Origin of the sequence: Schaalia turicensis (assembly GCF_019380255.1) — a bacterium.
GTDB lineage: Bacteria > Actinomycetota > Actinomycetes > Actinomycetales > Actinomycetaceae > Pauljensenia > Pauljensenia turicensis_A.
This window is the reverse complement of sequence record NZ_CP048928.1, coordinates 1,009,870-1,027,643: the sequence shown is the minus strand read 5'-3', so window position 1 is coordinate 1,027,643 and position 17,774 is coordinate 1,009,870. Positions and strand designations below refer to the sequence as shown.

Sequence of the window (17,774 nt, the reverse complement as noted above, 5' to 3'; positions counted from 1 at the left end):
CCGATTCAACTTGCTGTAAAGCGATTTCTGGTTTAACGCCGTCCCTAAAGAAATAGAGTGGATTGCAAAGCGAAAGATAGTTGCCGAAGCTGGATGCAGAATGCCTATCCGCGGCAACAATAGTTGAACAGGGAGCAGAGAATGATTGGCGCGATTATTGGTGACATTGTGGGCTCAGACTATGAGTTCCAGCCCGTTGATACCTACGACTTTGAGCTTTTTCCTCAAGCAGCGGACTTCACTGATGACTCCTTGATGACCATCGCGGTTGCCATGGCCATCAAGGACTACCAGGCACTCGATGAGCGAAGCAGATCGGAGCAGAACCTGCACGACCTCCTCGTATCGCACATGCAAACGATGGGGCGCAGGTTTCCAGACCCGAAAGGCGCATACGGCGGCAGTTTTGGGATGTGGCTAGGCGAAGAGAATCCAGAGCCTTACAACTCGTGGGGCAACGGTAGTGCGATGCGGGTGTGTGCAGCGGCAGAACTTGCCACCAGCCTTGAAGAGGCTTTGTATTTAGCGAAGGCCAGTGCGGAAGTCACACACAATCATCCCGAAGGGATTAAAGGCGCGCAGGCTGTAGCTGCCGCGATCTACCTAGCGCAAACAGGTAAAACACAGCAGGAGATAGCAGGCTACATTCGCGAAAACTTCTACGACCTCGACTTCACCATCGAACAAATCAAACCCACCTACGGATTTTACGAATCCTGCCAGGAAACCGTGCCGCAGGCGATCCAGGCGTTCCTCGAATCGGAAAGCTTTGAGCAGGCAATCCGAAACACCATCTGGCTGGGTGGTGACGCCGACACCATGGGGGCCATCACCGGTTCGATCGCCTGGGCGTATTACAAGCACAACGGGGGAGTAGACCCCCAAATGCGATTGATGTCCGATACCGCCCTCGAATACCTTCCCCAAGACCTTCGCGGGTATGTGATTGCCTACGAGGCTGGTCTAGCCGAGCTCTAGGCGAGCCTGCTTCCATTACGCGCCGTCACGGTACTGCCGAGCCTTGCGCTGTACGGGGAGTAGAGCAAAGATTATGCGCAACGTTCCTTAAATGAGTTTGGCCGGTCACTTCACTTGAAGTGGCCGGCCAAACTATTACGGGCTATGCGCTCCCCGGTTTATTGGGCGACGCATGTGGTGTGTTATTCCCGGTTGCGCCTTACGAGCACTACGCCGCCACCAAGCAGGGCAAGTGCGAGGACAATAGCCGAGCCAATCTCAGCACCAGTGCGTGGCATCGGTTTGCGTGGCTTCTCCGTCGGCGGGTTCTTCACGTTAGTGATGGTGAAGCCATCCTTCGCATTGCCCGAAACCGTAGAGGTGAAGCCGTCAACGGGGAGCTCTTCAACGGCGTAAGTGATTCTTGCGCGCTTGCCGTCGCTGATCATGAACCGAGGCAGATCTGTGAACGTGTGCTTCCATTCGTTTTCAGCGTTTAGTTCGACAGGGTCACCAACCGGGTTGGTTTCCTCATTGATTGTTCTGGTCAGCTGGACCTTAACCGGTTTTGTTGAACCCGCGTCAAGATCGTTACCCTTATTGTCCTTCCACACCTTGGTCACATCCACCTGTGTGGGTTGAGGTACCTGGGTGTTCGTGACAGTGAAGCCCTTCTCTGTATCACCTTCTACCTTGATGGTAAATCCGCTCACGCCCAGCTCCTTGACGGAGTAGGAGATATTGAGTTCCTCGGTGTTCTCGGAATCCTCGTCCCCAGTGGTCTTCGTGGTTGGTAGTCCTTCGAAGATATGTGTCCAGTCATTCGTCTCATCTAGCACTACTGGATCACCCACGGGGCTCGTGTTAATGCCGTCGGTAGATTGCAGGAGCTGCACGTTTACAGGTGACATCGCTAGTGGGGCAGTGATCTTCAGGCCGTCCTGCGCGGTGCCCTCCAATTTAACTGTGTTGGCTCCGTCAACGCCCTGCTCTTCAACCGAGTACGTGACCTCTACCTGCTCACCTTTGACGGTCTTGGTCTTGGGCAGGTCCTTGAACGTATGCGTCCACTTGTTGTCAGCATTGAGCTCTGCCGGCTGGCCAATGTAGAACTTCTCACCGCCAACTGATCCCACCAGCTGCACCTTGACAGCAACCTTAGAAGCTTCGTCAACAAGGTCGTTGCCCTTAGAGTCCTTCCACGCCTTGGAAACCTTTACCTCGGTCTTTTCTGGGGTTCCAAACTCAAGTCCACCGTTTGAGCCAATACCGCCACCGCGCGGAGACTGGTTCTTCGTGATAATCAACCTTGCCCAGGAGTTCGCGTTATTCTTCGCGTTCTGGTCAGTAATGGTCTTGAGGCCCGCGTTGTGAAGCGAGGTCCGATAATCACTGGTTTCGTCGGATTCCCTCTCCTCACCATCGAACACCTGCTTCTTACCAGGATTCTCGGCATCGAAACGAGGCTGATTGAATCCGCCATCCTTATACAGGGTAGGTTCGCCGCCACCTAGCATGTGCGAATCGATAAGCATGCGTGCGGAAGTGGAGCCTCCATAGGCATCATGCGCAATGTCATCGCCCCAGTGATGATCGGTAGCAGTCGTTGGGGATTCGTTATCGAATACCGCTACGCCGTTCGTGACGTGTATCAGCATGCTCCCTGTGGGGCAGAGCCACACACCGCCGCCGACTGCAACCCAGCCTCCGTCGGTTGCGCTGTTCTTGGTGATGAGGGTGTCCTTGAAATGGGCGGTGTACGACTTGGTTGCAACGTAGATACCGCCACCCTGTTGGCTAGCAGTATTTCCCTCGATCGTACCTGCGTTAAGGTGTACACCGTTGGAAACCACGTTTACGCCGCCACCTGTGCGGGAAGCACTGTTGCCGATAATGCTACCGCCATTCATAGTGAAGCCGCCGGGGGAAAGTTTGGTCCAGGCTTCCGTATTCGGTTCGCGGTATTCAGCCTTGGTGCACGTGAAACCCTCCGCGGCAACTTCCTTCCCAGTGTTATCCACGCCCTTCACGAATAGATCCATAGCATTGACACCGCCACCATTGCTCGCATGGTTCTTTTCGATGGTGCCACCGTTCATCGTGACGTCGGCATTTCCGAAGATGTTTATGCCACCGCCACCAAAGCTTGCATCACCTTCTGAGATCTCACCGTCATTGAATTCGAACGTTGCTCGCGTTGACGTCGTGTCTTCATCACGCGCTGGGCAATCCCAGATCCAGGAGAACACATTAATATTCCCAATCCACCCCGTGTTTTGCGTGACTTTGCCACCGTTGATTGTTAGGTGGGCACCGTTAAAGACGCCAATTCCGCCTACTTCACCGTAAGCGCCCGCCGATGTATCTGTTTCGCCCTTGGAGATCTCGCCACCGTTCATCACCATCGTGGCGCCGGAATTCAATGCAACGTTACCTGCGCCACGCTGAACGCTTCCGGGGTTGTTTTTCAGGCGGTGATTATCGGTGATCGTTCCACCATTCATAATGAATTTAGATTCTTCGCCCTGCGCCGTGACAGCACCTTGATAGAAGCCACTCAGCTTCCGCGCACCAGTAACGGTGCCCGCGTTCATCACCAGTTCGCCCTCCACAAGAATCGTGGGTGAGAAGCTGGAGCCCGTCACAACATTGTCGTATTGTGCGCGCGAGTCGATAGTGATGCCCTCGCCTTTTCCGGTGCCATCAGAGAGGGTGAGTTTTGCGCCCTTTTCAACCTTCAGTAGGCTGCCGGTGAAATCACCGTCATCACGAATAATCTTGCTTTCTGATGACCACGGAGATATGTCTGCGTCCACTAGCTCAATGTCTGCGCCAGCGGGAATGACAATAGTCTTCGTCAGCAGAGTCTCGGTACCGTTACCAATTTCAATCCTGGTCGGAGTAGTTCCAGCCTGCGCAATGAGTTCTTCTAAGCGGTCCGGCTCACAGTACAGAACCCGACCCTCTTCATAGCACTTGAGGACCTGCCGGTCCGGGGATTCTGGCGCGGCCTCGGCAACCGGAGGAAGGCCGGTGCCCATCACCACTAGAAATACTGTTAGACATGCTGCCCACAAGGCGGGGAGAAAACTGTAACGCTTTGTGCTTTTCACTTTTCTTCTTTCTTTAGAGCGCAAGAAGAGCCTCGGAAAATGGCCGGAAAGCTTAGTAGGACTAAAGCCATACTGTCAGAGGAATCGCGAAGAAACAAGATACTACTTTGTGTAGACAAAATAATCACAACGCGAGCCAACACCTAGCGGGGATCGTCAGATACGATCCGGCATGTCGCCCGGCGTGAAAGTGGCCGGAAACACAAGAAATCTCGCTAAGCCAAATGATCGCGAAAAGACTTGGGAATTGAGTCCCATATGTGAAAGACTCGAAGTTACGTTGCGCGTAATCTGGCCCGTTGTTGAGCAGACCGGAGGTCGCTCGTATGAGAGGAGCAAATAATGAGAGGCCCTTGGGTGCGGTCATTCGGGATTTTGCTGGCCACAGTGCTGGCAACAGTCGGGTTGTCCGGGGGAGTAGCTCAAGCAGCCGGTATTAGTTCTTGGGACGACATTATTACGGCGGTAGAGGGTCTTGGTGACGGCGAGTCAACAGAACTGTCAATCGCATCAGAAATCACCGTAGAGGACGGTGCTCAGCCGCTGGTTGTGCCCGCGGGGAAACAAGTCACCTTCACGGGTAGTGGAAAGATCAGCGGAAATAGATCTCCGCTGTTCTCGGTAGAAGAGGGTGGAACACTCACCCTATCCGGTCCGACTTTCACCAATGCACAGTTTAGCGTTGCGGGCGATATGAACCTTGTAGGCGGCGCGATCCGCGACACTGCGGTAACCGGCCCGGTCGTTTTTGTTAATGGCGGAACCCTGACCATTGGTGGAGAAGCCGAGTTCTCGGGAAACAACGTTTCAGATGAGTCCGGCAAACTTCTCCCGGCGGGGGTTGAAAAGCTGAAGTACGCTCCTATCACGGCTTATAACGGCACCGTGCGAGTAAAAGGCGGAACGCTGAGCAATAACACGGGTCTGCTACGCGGTGGTGTTGTTGGTTTATGGTCGCGCGACGGCGGAACGCGTACTTTCGAGATGTCGGGCGGAACGTTAACTGGAAACGTTATTAGTCACCCCAGATTCCAAGGCTATGGCGGTGCAGTTTACGGTGAAGATGCCTCAGTGAAAATAACTGGAGGGGTTCTACAGCAGAACTCTACGGAGCGCGGTGGGGCTCTTGCCTTTATCAATAGCAACGTTGCTCTGTCAGGTGGCGTTGTTGTTCAAGGCAACAACAACGGGGAGTATAAAGGTGATGGCGGCGGCCTGTATCAAGTCGGAGGCAGGCTGAACATCAGCGACGCAACGTTTACAGAGAACGTATCCACACGCAGTGGTGGCGGTGTATACCAAGATGGTGGTTCGCTGATTATAGAAGGCGCGACGTTTACAAAGAACGCGGCCAATGGCAATAAGCAACCATTTGATGGCGGCGGGGCAATCCATACCGAAGGTGAAATTCAGGTCAAGATTAGTGGCGCAGATATTAGCTCTAATACCGCTGCCTTATCTGGTGGGGGTATATATTTTGGCGGAACCACAAAGGCCGAGATCCGCGCCGCAGAATTTAGTGGTAACACCTCGCAAGGCTTCTGGGGCGGCGGGGCGATGTACAACGACACCAAGGCCGAGGTGACGATTTATAACGGCCTTATACGCGGTAATAAAATCAAGGATGTTTTCGTGATAGGCGCTGGTAACCATCCTGCAAGCGCTCAAGGTGGTGGCGTGTGGAATTGCCCCACGGGTTCAACCGTTATGCACGTGACGCGCGGCGTAGCGATTTTTGATAACGAGGCTCCTAACGTCGTCAAGGGGACACTCGCCGGTGCCGGTGATGATTTCGCCAGCATCATCAAGCACGAATTCGATAAGCCAGTAGCGGGCCATGCGGTCGAGGTTACTGAGCGTATGCTCGGCGGAAGCCCCCGCGCTTGGTTCCAGGACGGTTCCATATACAATATTCACAGTAACTGGTCCGCTGAAAGCCAGGTCCCACGCTACTCAGCTGATGGGGACAACACTGCCATCAAACCAAACGAAACAGTTACTAACAACATTGCCTTCAAGTCGGTGCCAACTAAGGACGCTAAGGCGATTGCAGAGACTCTTGCGACTGTGAAGATCACCGATAACGTAGCCACCGGCACAGGAATGTCGGGTGGAGGTATCGCAAACAACGGTACTTTGACCTTCGGCGAACCTGAACCGTGGGAACTGAAGTTGGAAAAGAAGTGGGCTAATGATGATCCCAAGGATCGCCCCGAGAGCATTTCGGTGGACGTGAAGCTGGGGGACAAGGTACTTGAGACCATCAAGCTCACAAAGGAGAATGGTTGGAAGGCTGAGCTAGCCAACTATCCCGATCCAAGTACCCTTATTGGCGCCGCGACAGGCGAGAAGATCCCGCTGACCTTCGTCGAACATGACGTCGATGGCTACATGTCTCACGGCGCAGTAGTGACGGAAAACAAAGACACAAAGACGATCGAGGTCGAGATCGTTAACGAACCTCCCACGTCGATTGATGTTGAGAAGCGGTGGTCTGGTGATGTGGAGGCTGACCGTCCGGGTTCTGTGATTATCAACTTGTTGGCTGATGGTCAACAGACGGATAAGTCTGTGGAACTGACTGCCGAGAATGGCTGGAAGGGTACGTTTACCGACCTGCCGAAGTATGTGACGGTTAACGGTAAGAAGACCGAGATCGTTTACACGGTTGTTGAAGTAGAGGTTCCTGGCTACACCTCCTCCATTAGCGGTGGCGCGGCCGAGGGGTACGTGGTTACTAACACCAAGGACGCTCCGCCAGTTATCTCGGTACCTGTTGAGAAGCGGTGGTCTGGTGATGTGGAGGCTGATCGTCCGGGTTCTGTGACTATCAACTTGTTGGCTGATGGTCAGCAGACGGATAAGTCTTTGGAACTGACTGCTGAGAATGGCTGGAAGGGGACGTTTACCGACCTACCTAAGTATGTGACGGTTGATGGCGAAAAGACTGAGATCGTTTATACGGTGGTTGAGGTAGAGGTTCCTGGTTACACCCCCTCTATCAGTGGTAGTGCAGCCGAGGGATACGTGGTTACTAACACCAAGGACACCCCACCTCCGTTGGTTCGCACCGGTGCAGCAGTTCAAGGCCTGGCAGTAGTGGGCGTGGCCCTGCTCGCTGCGGGAATCTGGGCTGTATCCAAGCGTCGTCGCGCATAAGCAAGTGCGGGTGGCCCCCGCTAAACGGTGGGGGGCCACCCGGCTCACAGTAACTGGCTTCCTCATTATTCAGAGCTAGTCATGCACAACATTTCACCTTCCGGCTAATCCCCGGAAGGTGTTTTGTTATCGTTATCCGGTCACATTAACTTCGTTCGATTAGTGCCCCGTCAGAGGGAACCAGCGCGTACCAATAAGAACCAGCGCAGCGGAAAAGATGACTCGCGAAGCATCTGAAGATATTAGCTACAATCTATGCTCGTGTATACCGCTAAGAATCTTGACACTCGTGCCCGGCGAATCGTTGCTTGGGTTGCCATCCTAAACCTCATCGGCTTCATCATTGAACTGGTGATCGCCTCAATCATTGGCTCAGTCGCACTCTTTGCAGATGCCGCCGACTTCCTTGAAGACTTCCTCATTAACATGCTTGTGCTCACCGCCCTGGGCTGGTCGGTAGCAAGCAGGAGGAAAGCCAGTTACGGCCTGGCCGGCCTCATCCTCATTCCCGCAGTTGCGGCATTTGGCACCGCGATATGGAAAATGATCTCCGGGGAGGCGCCGGAGCCACTCACCTTGTCGGTAACCGCCATTATTGCAATGCTAATCAACCTCGCCAGCGCGCTACTACTACTGCAACTGCGTAAGCACGATACAGCGTTAGTGCGAGGTGCCTGGCTGGCCGCCCGCAATGATGTGCTCGCAAACCTTTTGATCCTTGCCGCTGGCGTTGTCATGGTGTTCTGGTTCAGCCCCTGGCCAGACATCGCGGTTGGTCTTGTTATCGGCTTCATCAACCTCTCGGCTGCGGCAGAAGTGTTTGAGCAAGCTCGTGCAGAAACTCCGGAGCTTGAACTCGATGACGACTGAGTGCAAATAGGAATGGCAAGGTGGGTAAAGCAAACCCCCGGAAGGGGAGCTAAGTGATCTCAGCTCCCCTTCCGGGGGTTCTGTGCAACTACTGCGCTGTAGGCAGGTTGCGTGTTGCTCGTTGGTTACATGAACTTGCGTGCGGTTAGCGCGCCACCTGCAAGGAGTAGCACGGCAGACAGGCCAACGAGGGAAGCGACCTCAGCACCAGTTTTAGCGAGCTTCTTCTTTGTCTCAGCCGGCTTACATGCTGGGTCCATCGCAGTATCGTGGCTGTCCCAGGTCCACTCGGTTACAGCGTCGTCAGCAAAGAAGTAACCAGCCAGAGCGGAGGCCTTAACTTCTACCTTCGAGTTGTACGGGTAGATGTACTTGCCGTCCTTGTTAGCCTTCAGCTCAACGCCATTCGAAGTAACAGTGTAAGCCACGCCCTCGGTCTCCTGGATCGTCACGTAAGGTTCGACGGTGCAAGAAGAAGGATCATCAGCAGAAGGATTAATCAGCTTCGGAGCAGCAGGAGTTGCCAACTGTTCAGCTGGATCGAGTGGGCACGGCTGAGAAGCGACGCTGAGCTCCCACTCCGTTTTACCCTCAACCACGAACTTGTCCTTGAAATCCGGTTTCAGTAGCGCCGCTACCGAGACAGTGGTGCCTTGCTGAACCTGCTCGTAGTCAAAGTACTTAGATTCAGGAATCTTGACCGTGCCAGCAACTCCGCACTTGTTGGAATCTGCAACGGTCGGAGCCTCGGGGGTAATCTTGCGGACAGCAGAGCTGAGATTAACTGTCCAACCATCGGACTCGTTTCCCTCAACGCTTTCAATACGGAAAAGCTTAGCCTGTTCTGGATCATCAATCGACGCTGTCAACTGGTACCACTTGTAACGACCCGTGTATCCAGAGAACATGTCCAGGCTATTACCAATGGAGGCGCGGGTAATAGGAGTATCTTCATTGGTAGCAGTGAGTTCGGCAGAAGGCCTATGAGAATCCCCATCGGCGAAAACATAGGTGTTTACCGCAGGTTTGCCGTTCTTAAGTTCAAGAGGGGCGGTTTCACCTTCGTAAGTCCGCTTTAGCCCGATGCTTACTTTCGGAGCCTTTCCCTCAGGTATTACCCCAAGGTAGGTTTCCCCATCCCACTCGCCTTCAACCAACTTAAACGTGAAATCGGTATTGACCTGCTGGTCCATAGCCAGTTGTTGCACGCCATTACTATATCCAGTTCCAAAAGAGAACTTGCTCGGCCCCCACCCCCACTTATCGTTGCGATATTGGAAGCAGTCCTGAACGCCGATCTTGTCAACACCCGCGTACTTGGGATTCTCGAGGTTCACGTCGAGTGGAATCTGCTGATCTGTGCCAACGGTGAGTGTGAGCTTTGGCCACTCGTAGTCAAGTACGTCACCGGTTTCTTCACCGTTTTTAAATTCGTAGACCGGACAGTATAGATGCATCTCGACTTTGGTGCCTTCAAGCGCCGGGTCGTACCGTTTTACTTTGTCACTCCAGGTAACCTTGAAGGTCTTGACATTGCTACCGTCGTCAACACTGGGTGCTGCTACAGCGGCAACAGCGCCTCCCAATGTCAGTGCTGCCGCGCCTGCGAAAGCAGTTGTGGCGCGTAACCACTTCTTCATTGTTCCTCCTGTATTCGATGGAAACATCGTGATCACCCTATCAAGAAAGGGGCGATTCATTCGAAGTTAAAGGGATAGAGGCGTATTCGGTGTCACCTCGTCGTTGTGTGACGAGGTCACTTCATCATCGATGATTTCCTGAACGGGATCCTCCCCGGCGACGAGCTTGCCGGACGAACCGGTGCCCAGACGTTCCAAAGCGAGGCGGCCAACCAGTTGCTGGTTTGTGGTCGTGCGTTGTGAACGTGCGCCCGACAGGAATGAGAAGAACCAATGAACCAAGGTACCGATCTGCGACTTGAAGCCGACGATGTACAGCAGGTGGAGGAAACACCAAGCCGCCCAGGCGATAAAGCCGGTCAGGCGCATTTTGCCGATCTTCACGACCGCCTTGAAGCGGGCGATCGTCGCCATTGAGCCCTTGTCGAAGTACGTGAAAGGCTCGGTTGTTTCCGGCTTGCCAGCAAGACGTGCTGCCACAATCTTTGCTGCATAGCGAGCAGACTGGATAGCTCCCTGAGCAACGCCGGGCACGCCCGGGAAGCTCATCATGTCACCGAGGACAAAAATTTCCGGGTGGCCGGGAACAGTGAGGTTCTTTTCAACAATGACGCGACCTGCGCGGTCAAGCTCCGCATCGGCCTTGTCACGAAGAACAGCGCCAAGCTCGGATGCCTGGACGCCGGCAGCCCACACCTTGCAGTTTGAACGAATCGTTTCGGTTGAGCCGTCCTTGAACTTCAGAGTGACGGTGTCGCGGTCAAGGTCAGTGACAAATGCGTGGGTCTTCACCTCGACACCGAGCTTTTCAAGCTCGTGGCGCGTCACGTCACCGAGCTTTTCGCCGAACACGGGGAGAGGACGATCGGCACCGTCAACGAGGATGACGCGAGCCTTTGTCGGATCGATTGCGCGGAACTCCTTTGCCAGCGTGTGTGATGCCATTTCGCGGATCTGACCAGCCATCTCAACACCGGTTGGACCTGCGCCAACGACAACGAACGTGAGCAGACGGTCGATCTCATGTGGGTCGGATTCGATTTCAGCCTTCTCGAACGAGTCGAAGATGCGGGCACGGAGTTCGAGCGCGTCATCGATCGTCTTCATGCCGGGAGCAAACACGGCGAAGTGATCGTTGCCGAAGTACGACTGGCCAGCGCCGGCAGCAAGGATCAGTGTGTCGTAGGGAGTCGTCTGTTTTTCGTTGTGGTTACGCCAAATAACGACTTTGTTTTCAATGTCGATGTCTTCAACGAGCGCCTGCAGAACGCGAACATTCTTCTGCTTCTTGAGGATCTCACGCGTCGTTGGCGCAATGTCGCCTTCGGAGAGGATGCCAGTTGCGACCTGATAGAGCAGGGGCTGGAATAGGTGGTGACCGGTCTTGGCTAGAATCGTGATTTCAGCGTTCGCGTGCTTCAGCTTCTTCGCAACTTCAAGTCCAGCAAAACCTGAGCCGATGATGACGATGCGGTGCACCAGATCCTCCTCATTAATTACGTAAGGCTTACCTTACTAATTGAGTCGGTGGGTGTGACAGTCCCAATCCGTCTTTGAGGGCGTGAGAGTGCCCACGTCCTTTTCGCTCATGTACGAGGCCGCGATCACCTGATCAACGATTCCCCAGCAAGGGCGCGGAGCACAGCAATCGTTTAGTCAAAAAGACGTTGCGTCGCCTGAATATCCGGTTTTCCATTCGGCAGTTGGGGGAGAGTATCAACCCAGATCGCTCGGCGAACTCGTTCCCACGGCGCACACTGATCACTAATCAGGTCAGCGATCTCCAATGCGTCGAAGTCGGCGTCATCACGCAGCTCTTTTGGGATCGGTCCGCGAACGATTGCCGCGGCAACAACCTGACCCCACCGATCATCCTTGACACCTACAACGCAGGCGTTTGCGATAGGGGGTAGTCCGCGTAGCAGTTCTTCGATGCGCCCGGGAGCCACAAGCTCGCCACCCGTGTTAATCATTCGCGAGGCACGACCAACGATGTGATACCAGCCTTTTTCATCGCGTGTGGCGAGGTCGCCTGTGCGCAGCCAATCGTCATGCATGCGTGCGAGGCCTCGTTCCCCGTTGGTCACGAAGGAGGTTGAAACGCCTGGGCCTCGTACCTCGATTTCGCCCAACTCGCCCACGCCGGCGAGGTGACCGTCAGCGTTCATCAGACGCGCATCCACGTAGGGGAAAGGTTGGCCCAATGCTCCCGCCGGGGCGTCGGCATCGGGGGAGGTCATCATTCCCGCCCCGGAAGTTTCCGTCATTCCCCACACGTGGATCGGTCGCAAGCCGGCGCTGCGCAGACGCTCAGCCAAAGCCGGCCCCATCGCATCTCCGCCGATCAGCGGGCGCTCCCATGATGAAATATCTGCGCCGACGGACTCATTCGTATCGAGCAACATGTGGCACATGACTGGGACAGCAAACATCATCGAGATGCGGTGCTTTTCGATCGCACGCAGGATGCCAGTCGGGTTAAACGTCGGGAAAACGATGATCGTTCCACCGTGGCTGAAGACATCCATCGACGTGCCATTGAAGCCGCCGATATGCGAAATTGGCGCGCACACACCCACGACATCGCGTGCCGGTAGATATTCGAAGCCATCGCGGAAACACATCGAGCCCCACCACATGTGGGCGTGAGAGAGTTCAACTCCTCGGGTACGTCCTGTCGACCCCGAAGTAAAGACAATCGCACCCGTTTCGTGTGCGCAGGCCAGAGGCTCACCTTCGATCGGCGTGGAGCCCAGCGCGCTCGAAGCAAAAGCGTCGACCGTCATAAACTCCGCGCCCACACTGACCGAACGCTGCAACGCGGGCGCGACCTCGTCGATCAAAACGAGAGCTGGATCGAGCGAATCCACAATCGACTGCGTGACGGTAAACGGTAGGCGTTCCGAAAGTGGAACGGTCACAGCGTGAAGCCACGAGCACGCAACGTGCAGAACAAAAACCCAAGCGTTGTTACGGCCAGCAAACACGACACGGTCACCCTCGCCAATGTCGAGCGAGCGCAAATATGCTGCCACACGGCGCACCGCGTCGGCGCTTTCGGCGACGGTCCACACGCTGTTGTCCGGCCAAATGATCGACATGCGGTTCGGGTGCTGACGCCCAGCACGCATCAAAACTCGGGCCGGTGAATAATCCGGAGTCACTGGGGCCTCAGGCAACGGGAACCCCGGGCAGTGTTGCGGCTTCACGCGCCTGACGACGTGCGCGACGCTCACGCATATTCGCCAGAACTGTACCCGCTTCCTGCAGAGTGGAACCGGAATTATCCAGGTGCTTCAAGTGCTCAGGAATCTCAAACCCGCGAGCGCGCATGCCTTTCGCCCACAGCAATCCCGCGCGGTACGACGAGCGCACAAGCGGGCCAGCCATGACGCCAGCGAAGCCTAATTCTTCAGCTTCTGCTGCGATCTCAAGGAATTCTTCGGGGTGAATCCAGCGATCAATCGGGTGATGCAGGGGAGAAGGACGCAAATATTGCGTGATGGTCAGCAAATCACAGCCCGAATCGTGCAGGTCGCGCATCGCTTCGCTGATTTCTTCACGCGTCTCACCCATACCGAGGATCAAGTTCGACTTCGTTACCATGCCACCGTTGTGTGCACGCTGAATCATCGCAAGCGAACGGTCATAGCGGAACGCGGGGCGGATCTTTTTAAAGATACGAGGCACCGTCTCCAAGTTGTGCGCGAACACCTGCGGGCCGGCTTCAATGACCATGTCGATCGACTCGTCCTGACCGCGGAAGTCGTCAACCAGCAGTTCAACGCCGGTTGATGGGCTCTTCTCGTGGATCAAACGGCAGGTTTCGGCGTACAACCACGCCGCGCCGTCGGGCAGATCGTCGCGGGTGACGCCGGTGATCGTCGCGTAGCGCAGTTCGAGTTCGCCAACAGACTCGGCGATTCGACGAGGCTCGTCCCGGTCATATTCGGTGGGCTTACCGGTCGCGATATCGCAGAAGTCGCACCGACGTGTGCAGAGTGCTCCACCTAAAAGGAAAGTCGCTTCACGGTCTTGCCAGCACTCGTAAATATTCGGGCACCCTGCTTCAGCGCAGACAGTGTGCAGTCCCTTGGCGTGCGACATGGAACGCATATCGTGATAGTTCGCGCCGGTGTGTGCCGTCGTGCGAATCCACTCGGGCTTGTTTTCGATAGGAGTTTGCGAGTTGCGAACTTCCACTCGAAGCAGTTTGCGTCCTTCGGGATCAGGCAAGGTACTCACAGGCGTTTCCCTTCGAATAGGTGATCTCTTGGCTGGGGTCAGCCAGCTGAGGGCGGATTGAAGAAATAAGGTGCGAGACAAGTGCGTCAGCAGCGGTGCGCAATGGGACGTTCACGCCTTCCCACGACAGACAGGCAACATCAGCGTCGAAGAGCCCGCACGGGATGATTCCCGCGAACGCTTCTATCGGGTCAATATCGACGTTCAGGGCGACTCCGTGCAACGTGGCGCCTCGTGCAACTTTCAGTCCGATGGCACAAATTTTGCGGTCGCGACGTCCCTCTTCGGTCAGCCACACTCCTGCGCGTCCGTCGATGCGGTGAACGGGCAGCCCCCATTCTTCGCGCACTGTTTCAATAACACCCGCTTCAACGCTACGGATCCACGCGTACAGGTCGACGGGCTCCTTGAGCCTGACATTTGGGTAGACAACAACCTGTCCCGGTCCGTGCCACGTCGCGGAACCGGCGCGGTCCACATGGATCACCCGAACAGTGGAATCCGGAATATCTTCGGGTTTCGTGTGGCGGCCAGCGGTCCAGGTGGGGGCGAATTGGGTGACAATGATCGAATCGCCGTCACCAGCGGCTGCTTGGTCGTGGAGTTGACGCTGCAGTCGGTCTACTTCCATATAGTCCGACGTTCCCGCATCAATAAGGTCGATGACGTGCACCTAGGAATGATAGAACGCCAGACCTTTCGTTTCTTAATCGAAATGGCCCTTTGCGCACGTGTTCTCGAAAGTAATGCATTTTTCCGCAGGATCACGCCAAGCGGGGTACGAGGCTTCGACAGATAACGAAAAACCATTGAAAACACGTATTTCTTCAGCGTTTCCTCACGTTTATCCACGCTCGCCAGCATCTTTCGATTGGCTATCCTTTAAAGCGTGAGTAACCAATGGACCATTTCAGATGTCATGGCGCTGATGGAAGCGTGGTATCCCGCCTCCCGTGCCGAGTCATGGGACCGAGTCGGATTGATCGCAGGCGACCCATCCGCTCACGTCACCTCAATCCTGCTTGCCGTCGACCCCGTTTCGGCCGTCGTTGATGAAGCGATCGACGAGGACGCCGGCCTCGTTATCACTCACCACCCGCTGTACCTTCGCGGAACGAGTTTCCTGCCGGCATCTGACCCTAAGGGCGCGTCCATCACTCGCCTTATTAAAAACGATATCGCCCTGTTCAACGCGCACACAAACGCTGACATCAGCGCAGATGGCGTCGGCGATGCGCTCGCACAGTTGGTGGGAATCACCTCTTCATCACCGCTGGTTCCCACCGGAATCGACCAGGCCGGGCGACCCATTGGACACGGACGTATCGGTTCGATTGCGCCCACTCGTTTAGGCGACTTTCTTGACCTGGTTGCCGAGCGCCTGCCCGCAGGACCTCACGGCATCTTCGGATCCGGAGACCCCGGCGCAATCATCGAACGCGTCGCAGTATCCGGAGGAGCGGGAGACTCTTTCCTTGAGGCAGCACGTGAAGGCGGAGCGGACGTCTTTTTAACCGCTGACCTGCGTCATCACCCGGCATCCGAACACCTTGAAGGTGGGGCGCCTGCCCTGATTTGCGCTAGTCACTACGCCACCGAATGGCCGTGGCTCCCGATCCTTGAACGCAAGCTAGTGCAGGCTGCATCAACTGCAAATGTGGAAGTGAGAGTAAAAGTCTCTACGATTATCACGGAGCCGTGGACCAGCCATCGCCCAACATTAGGAGGACGTAAGTGAAAGCAACATACCTGAACCAGCTCAGCCTGCTCGAACTCAAATCCTTCGACCAGCGCGAATCTGCGCTTCGACACGCCCGTGACTCCCATCCGGCGCACGGCGTTGTCCGCGAGCTCGCAGGACGCCTCGACGACCTGAAGCGCGCAGCCGTCACCCAAGGTGCAGCAATCGCAGATATTGAACGAGACGTCCAACGTAGCGCGGACGAGATCGAACGTGTGAGCGCCAGACGAGCTAAGCAACAGAGTCGAATCGACGGCAATCAGGTTCCTCTTCGCGACATCAACGCGATGGAACATGAAATCGCTCAAATGGATAAGCGCTTGTCCACTTTGGAAAATGAACAGCTCGACGGTGAAGAACGTCTTGAGGCGGCTAAGAATGCTCGTCAAGCAATGATTGACGAAGCGAAAGCGATCGCTGCCGACATTGAAAAGACCAAGCAGGAATTTGCTGCCGACGTGAAAGAAAGCGACGACGAGCTTCGCGATGTGATCGCCAAGCGTCGTGCGCTCGCTGAATCGCTTCCAGAAGACCTCGTGGGCGAGTATGAACGTGTTCGCGCAAACCTCGGTGCCCTCGCGATCTTCGAAGTACGTAATGGTGTTGGCATTGGAATGGCAGCGGAGCTATCCCCGGCCGAACTTGAACAGATTCGCCTCACCCCCGAAGACCAGCTCTACTGGACCGAAGATACCGGTGCGATCGTTGTGAGGACGACTCAAGCCTGAAGCCGATCGCTCGGGATCGTGCCCCGGCGGCGGGGTGTGTCGCCTCGTATCGTATGACAGCGCCACTCTACGACGGCCAGCATCTGCTCCCGAGTCCGATCAGTCGGTGACCAACACCAGGTGAGTGAGTGACCCGCCCTGCTTTGTCGGTTTCGCCTCAGGTACTTCCACGTCGATAACCGCATGAGCACCACCCTGAGCATCCATGATCGGATCCAAGGTAGTGGCTGAACACAGAGCCTCGACGATCGCGTCGAAATCCGCATCAGCCGAAATTGACGCGTAGAGGTGAGCGCACGCACGGCCTCGCCACCGCTTCGCATCGTGGGAAATCACCGAACGCTTCCCCTTCGCTTGACGAACCACGCCGATCTCGATGCGATGCGCCCAAGGAGCGAGGCAGGCACTACGATACGGGCCAGAACGAGCATCAACGATCGGAGCTCCTTCAGCTTCTGCTTTGAGCGATGTATCAAGGGGCTTCTTCCAATAGGTCGGCAAAGGGCCGATGTCCGGCAGTTTCGTGCCCATCGCAAGACGGTGGTTGGGCAGGACATCGTCGAGGTTCACCACACCAAAAAGCCCAGAGAAGACACGCGTTGTTTCAAGCGCGACCGCATGATGCTGCTCCGGCAGTGTTGGGAATGAGACCGCGTCATAGAGAACGCCTGTAAACAGGTTTTCAGCCGCATCGCATGGTGCAGAATACAAGTCGATATTCGCCTGTAAATCCGCAGCTGAAGCCGGGCCAAGACCGAACAACTGAGCAGCGTCGTCGCGAACGCTGAGCGCCTGAACAGTGTGGATCAAGTTTTCGCGCCAGGATGCAAGCTCAGGGCGAGCAAGCTGTGTCACGTCAAAACGAGGCCCGTGTGCTGGTGTTGTTTTGGATTCGGACGGGGGTAACCAGATGAACATATGTGAAGCCTAGCGGGTGCGTTAGACTATGGGCGCGGATGAGTCGGTTGGGCGACCGCGCGGACCACACGGTTCTCGAGGAACGTCCGGGCTCTACAGGGCAGGGTGATGGCTAACAGCCACCCGGGGTGACCCGAGGGATAGTGCCACAGAAAATAAACCGCCGCGCAAGCGGTAAGGGTGAAAAGGTGAGGTAAGAGCTCACCAGCGGTTTGGGTGACCGAGCCGGCTTGGTAAACCCCACCCAGAGCAAGACCGAGCAGCAGGTATGGGTGGCCCGCCCGACGCCTGCGGGTAGGTTGCTTGAGGCGTTTGGCAACAAACGTCCTAGATAGATGGTCGCCACCGCTTGTGCGGGACAAAACCCGGCGTACAGACCGACTCATCCGTCCGTATACGTCGG

The 17,774-nt window shown here is 55.7% G+C and carries 12 protein-coding genes and 1 other RNA gene; 6 read left to right on the top strand and 7 right to left on the bottom strand.

The window, feature by feature from the left end:
• Positions 1–141 precede the first annotated feature (141 nt).
• Positions 142–978 (top strand): ADP-ribosylglycohydrolase family protein, encoded by an 837-nt coding sequence (locus tag G5S47_RS04395; RefSeq protein WP_219585169.1) that lies wholly within the window; start codon positions 142–144, stop codon positions 976–978.
• Positions 979–1,160: 182 nt separating this feature from the next.
• Here the strand turns inward: G5S47_RS04395 and G5S47_RS04390 are convergent, their stop codons facing one another.
• Complete coding sequence (locus G5S47_RS04390; RefSeq protein WP_257878512.1) at positions 1,161–3,998, bottom strand: Cna B-type domain-containing protein; 2,838 nt, start codon at positions 3,996–3,998, stop codon at positions 1,161–1,163.
• Between the two features lie 414 nt (positions 3,999–4,412).
• On the opposite strand from G5S47_RS04390, the gene G5S47_RS04385 reads away from it, so the two are divergent.
• Positions 4,413–7,229: a Cna B-type domain-containing protein gene (locus tag G5S47_RS04385; protein ID WP_219585167.1), complete on the top strand. Its 2,817-nt coding sequence runs from the start codon at positions 4,413–4,415 to the stop codon at positions 7,227–7,229.
• A 255-nt stretch (positions 7,230–7,484) separates the two neighbouring features.
• Positions 7,485–8,099, top strand: a complete 615-nt coding sequence (locus G5S47_RS04380; protein ID WP_219585166.1) for a cation efflux transmembrane domain-containing protein — start codon at positions 7,485–7,487, stop codon at positions 8,097–8,099.
• 125 nt (positions 8,100–8,224) lie between these two features.
• Here G5S47_RS04380 and G5S47_RS04375 read toward each other — a convergent pair whose 3' ends face one another.
• The 5 genes from G5S47_RS04375 to lipB all read right to left on the bottom strand — a co-directional run bounded on the left by G5S47_RS04375 (position 8,225) and on the right by lipB (position 14,657).
• Positions 8,225–9,739: a hypothetical protein gene (locus G5S47_RS04375; RefSeq protein WP_219585165.1), complete on the bottom strand. Its 1,515-nt coding sequence runs from the start codon at positions 9,737–9,739 to the stop codon at positions 8,225–8,227.
• Positions 9,740–9,805: 66 nt separating this feature from the next.
• Entirely contained in the window at positions 9,806–11,218 is a 1,413-nt protein-coding gene (locus G5S47_RS04370) for an NAD(P)/FAD-dependent oxidoreductase (RefSeq protein WP_219585164.1), read from the bottom strand.
• Between the two features lie 173 nt (positions 11,219–11,391).
• Positions 11,392–12,870 carry a class I adenylate-forming enzyme family protein gene (locus G5S47_RS04365; protein WP_219585869.1) on the bottom strand — a complete coding sequence of 493 codons (1,479 nt, stop codon included), beginning with the start codon at positions 12,868–12,870 and terminating at the stop codon, positions 11,392–11,394.
• Positions 12,871–12,910: 40 nt separating this feature from the next.
• The gene (gene lipA, locus G5S47_RS04360; RefSeq protein ID WP_219585163.1) at positions 12,911–13,984 is read right to left on the bottom strand and encodes a lipoyl synthase; all 1,074 of its coding nucleotides are present in this window, start codon (positions 13,982–13,984) and stop codon (positions 12,911–12,913) included.
• Positions 13,968–14,657 (bottom strand): lipoyl(octanoyl) transferase LipB, encoded by a 690-nt coding sequence (lipB, locus tag G5S47_RS04355; RefSeq protein ID WP_219585162.1) that lies wholly within the window; start codon positions 14,655–14,657, stop codon positions 13,968–13,970. The genes lipA and lipB overlap by 17 nt, the downstream gene beginning before the upstream one ends.
• Positions 14,658–14,873: 216 nt before the next feature.
• On the opposite strand from lipB, the gene G5S47_RS04350 reads away from it, so the two are divergent.
• Both G5S47_RS04350 and G5S47_RS04345 read left to right on the top strand, forming a co-directional pair.
• Complete coding sequence (locus G5S47_RS04350) at positions 14,874–15,722, top strand: Nif3-like dinuclear metal center hexameric protein (RefSeq protein ID WP_442953386.1); 849 nt, start codon at positions 14,874–14,876, stop codon at positions 15,720–15,722.
• Complete coding sequence (locus G5S47_RS04345; protein WP_006681135.1) at positions 15,719–16,453, top strand: zinc ribbon domain-containing protein; 735 nt, start codon at positions 15,719–15,721, stop codon at positions 16,451–16,453. Before G5S47_RS04350 ends, G5S47_RS04345 begins: the two co-directional genes overlap by 4 nt.
• 99 nt (positions 16,454–16,552) lie before the next feature.
• Here the strand turns inward: G5S47_RS04345 and G5S47_RS04340 are convergent, their stop codons facing one another.
• On the bottom strand, positions 16,553–17,371 hold the full coding sequence (locus G5S47_RS04340) for a YaaA family protein (protein ID WP_006681134.1): 819 nt from the start codon (positions 17,369–17,371) through the stop codon (positions 16,553–16,555).
• Positions 17,372–17,410: 39 nt separating this feature from the next.
• Here G5S47_RS04340 and rnpB point away from each other — a divergent pair.
• Positions 17,411–17,760, top strand: an RNA gene (gene rnpB / locus G5S47_RS04335) — RNase P RNA component class A.
• Positions 17,761–17,774: the final 14 nt, after the last annotated feature.

Coding starts and splice junctions, on each gene's coding strand:
- G5S47_RS04395 (WP_219585169.1), top strand. CDS start 142: ATGATTGGCGCGATTATTGGTGACATTGTGGGCTCAGACTATGAGTTC.
- G5S47_RS04390 (WP_257878512.1), bottom strand. CDS start 3,998: ATGGGCACCGGCCTTCCTCCGGTTGCCGAGGCCGCGCCAGAATCCCCG.
- G5S47_RS04385 (WP_219585167.1), top strand. CDS start 4,413: ATGAGAGGCCCTTGGGTGCGGTCATTCGGGATTTTGCTGGCCACAGTG.
- G5S47_RS04380 (WP_219585166.1), top strand. CDS start 7,485: ATGCTCGTGTATACCGCTAAGAATCTTGACACTCGTGCCCGGCGAATC.
- G5S47_RS04375 (WP_219585165.1), bottom strand. CDS start 9,739: ATGAAGAAGTGGTTACGCGCCACAACTGCTTTCGCAGGCGCGGCAGCA.
- G5S47_RS04365 (WP_219585869.1), bottom strand. CDS start 12,870: ATGCGTGCTGGGCGTCAGCACCCGAACCGCATGTCGATCATTTGGCCG.
- G5S47_RS04340 (WP_006681134.1), bottom strand. CDS start 17,371: ATGTTCATCTGGTTACCCCCGTCCGAATCCAAAACAACACCAGCACAC.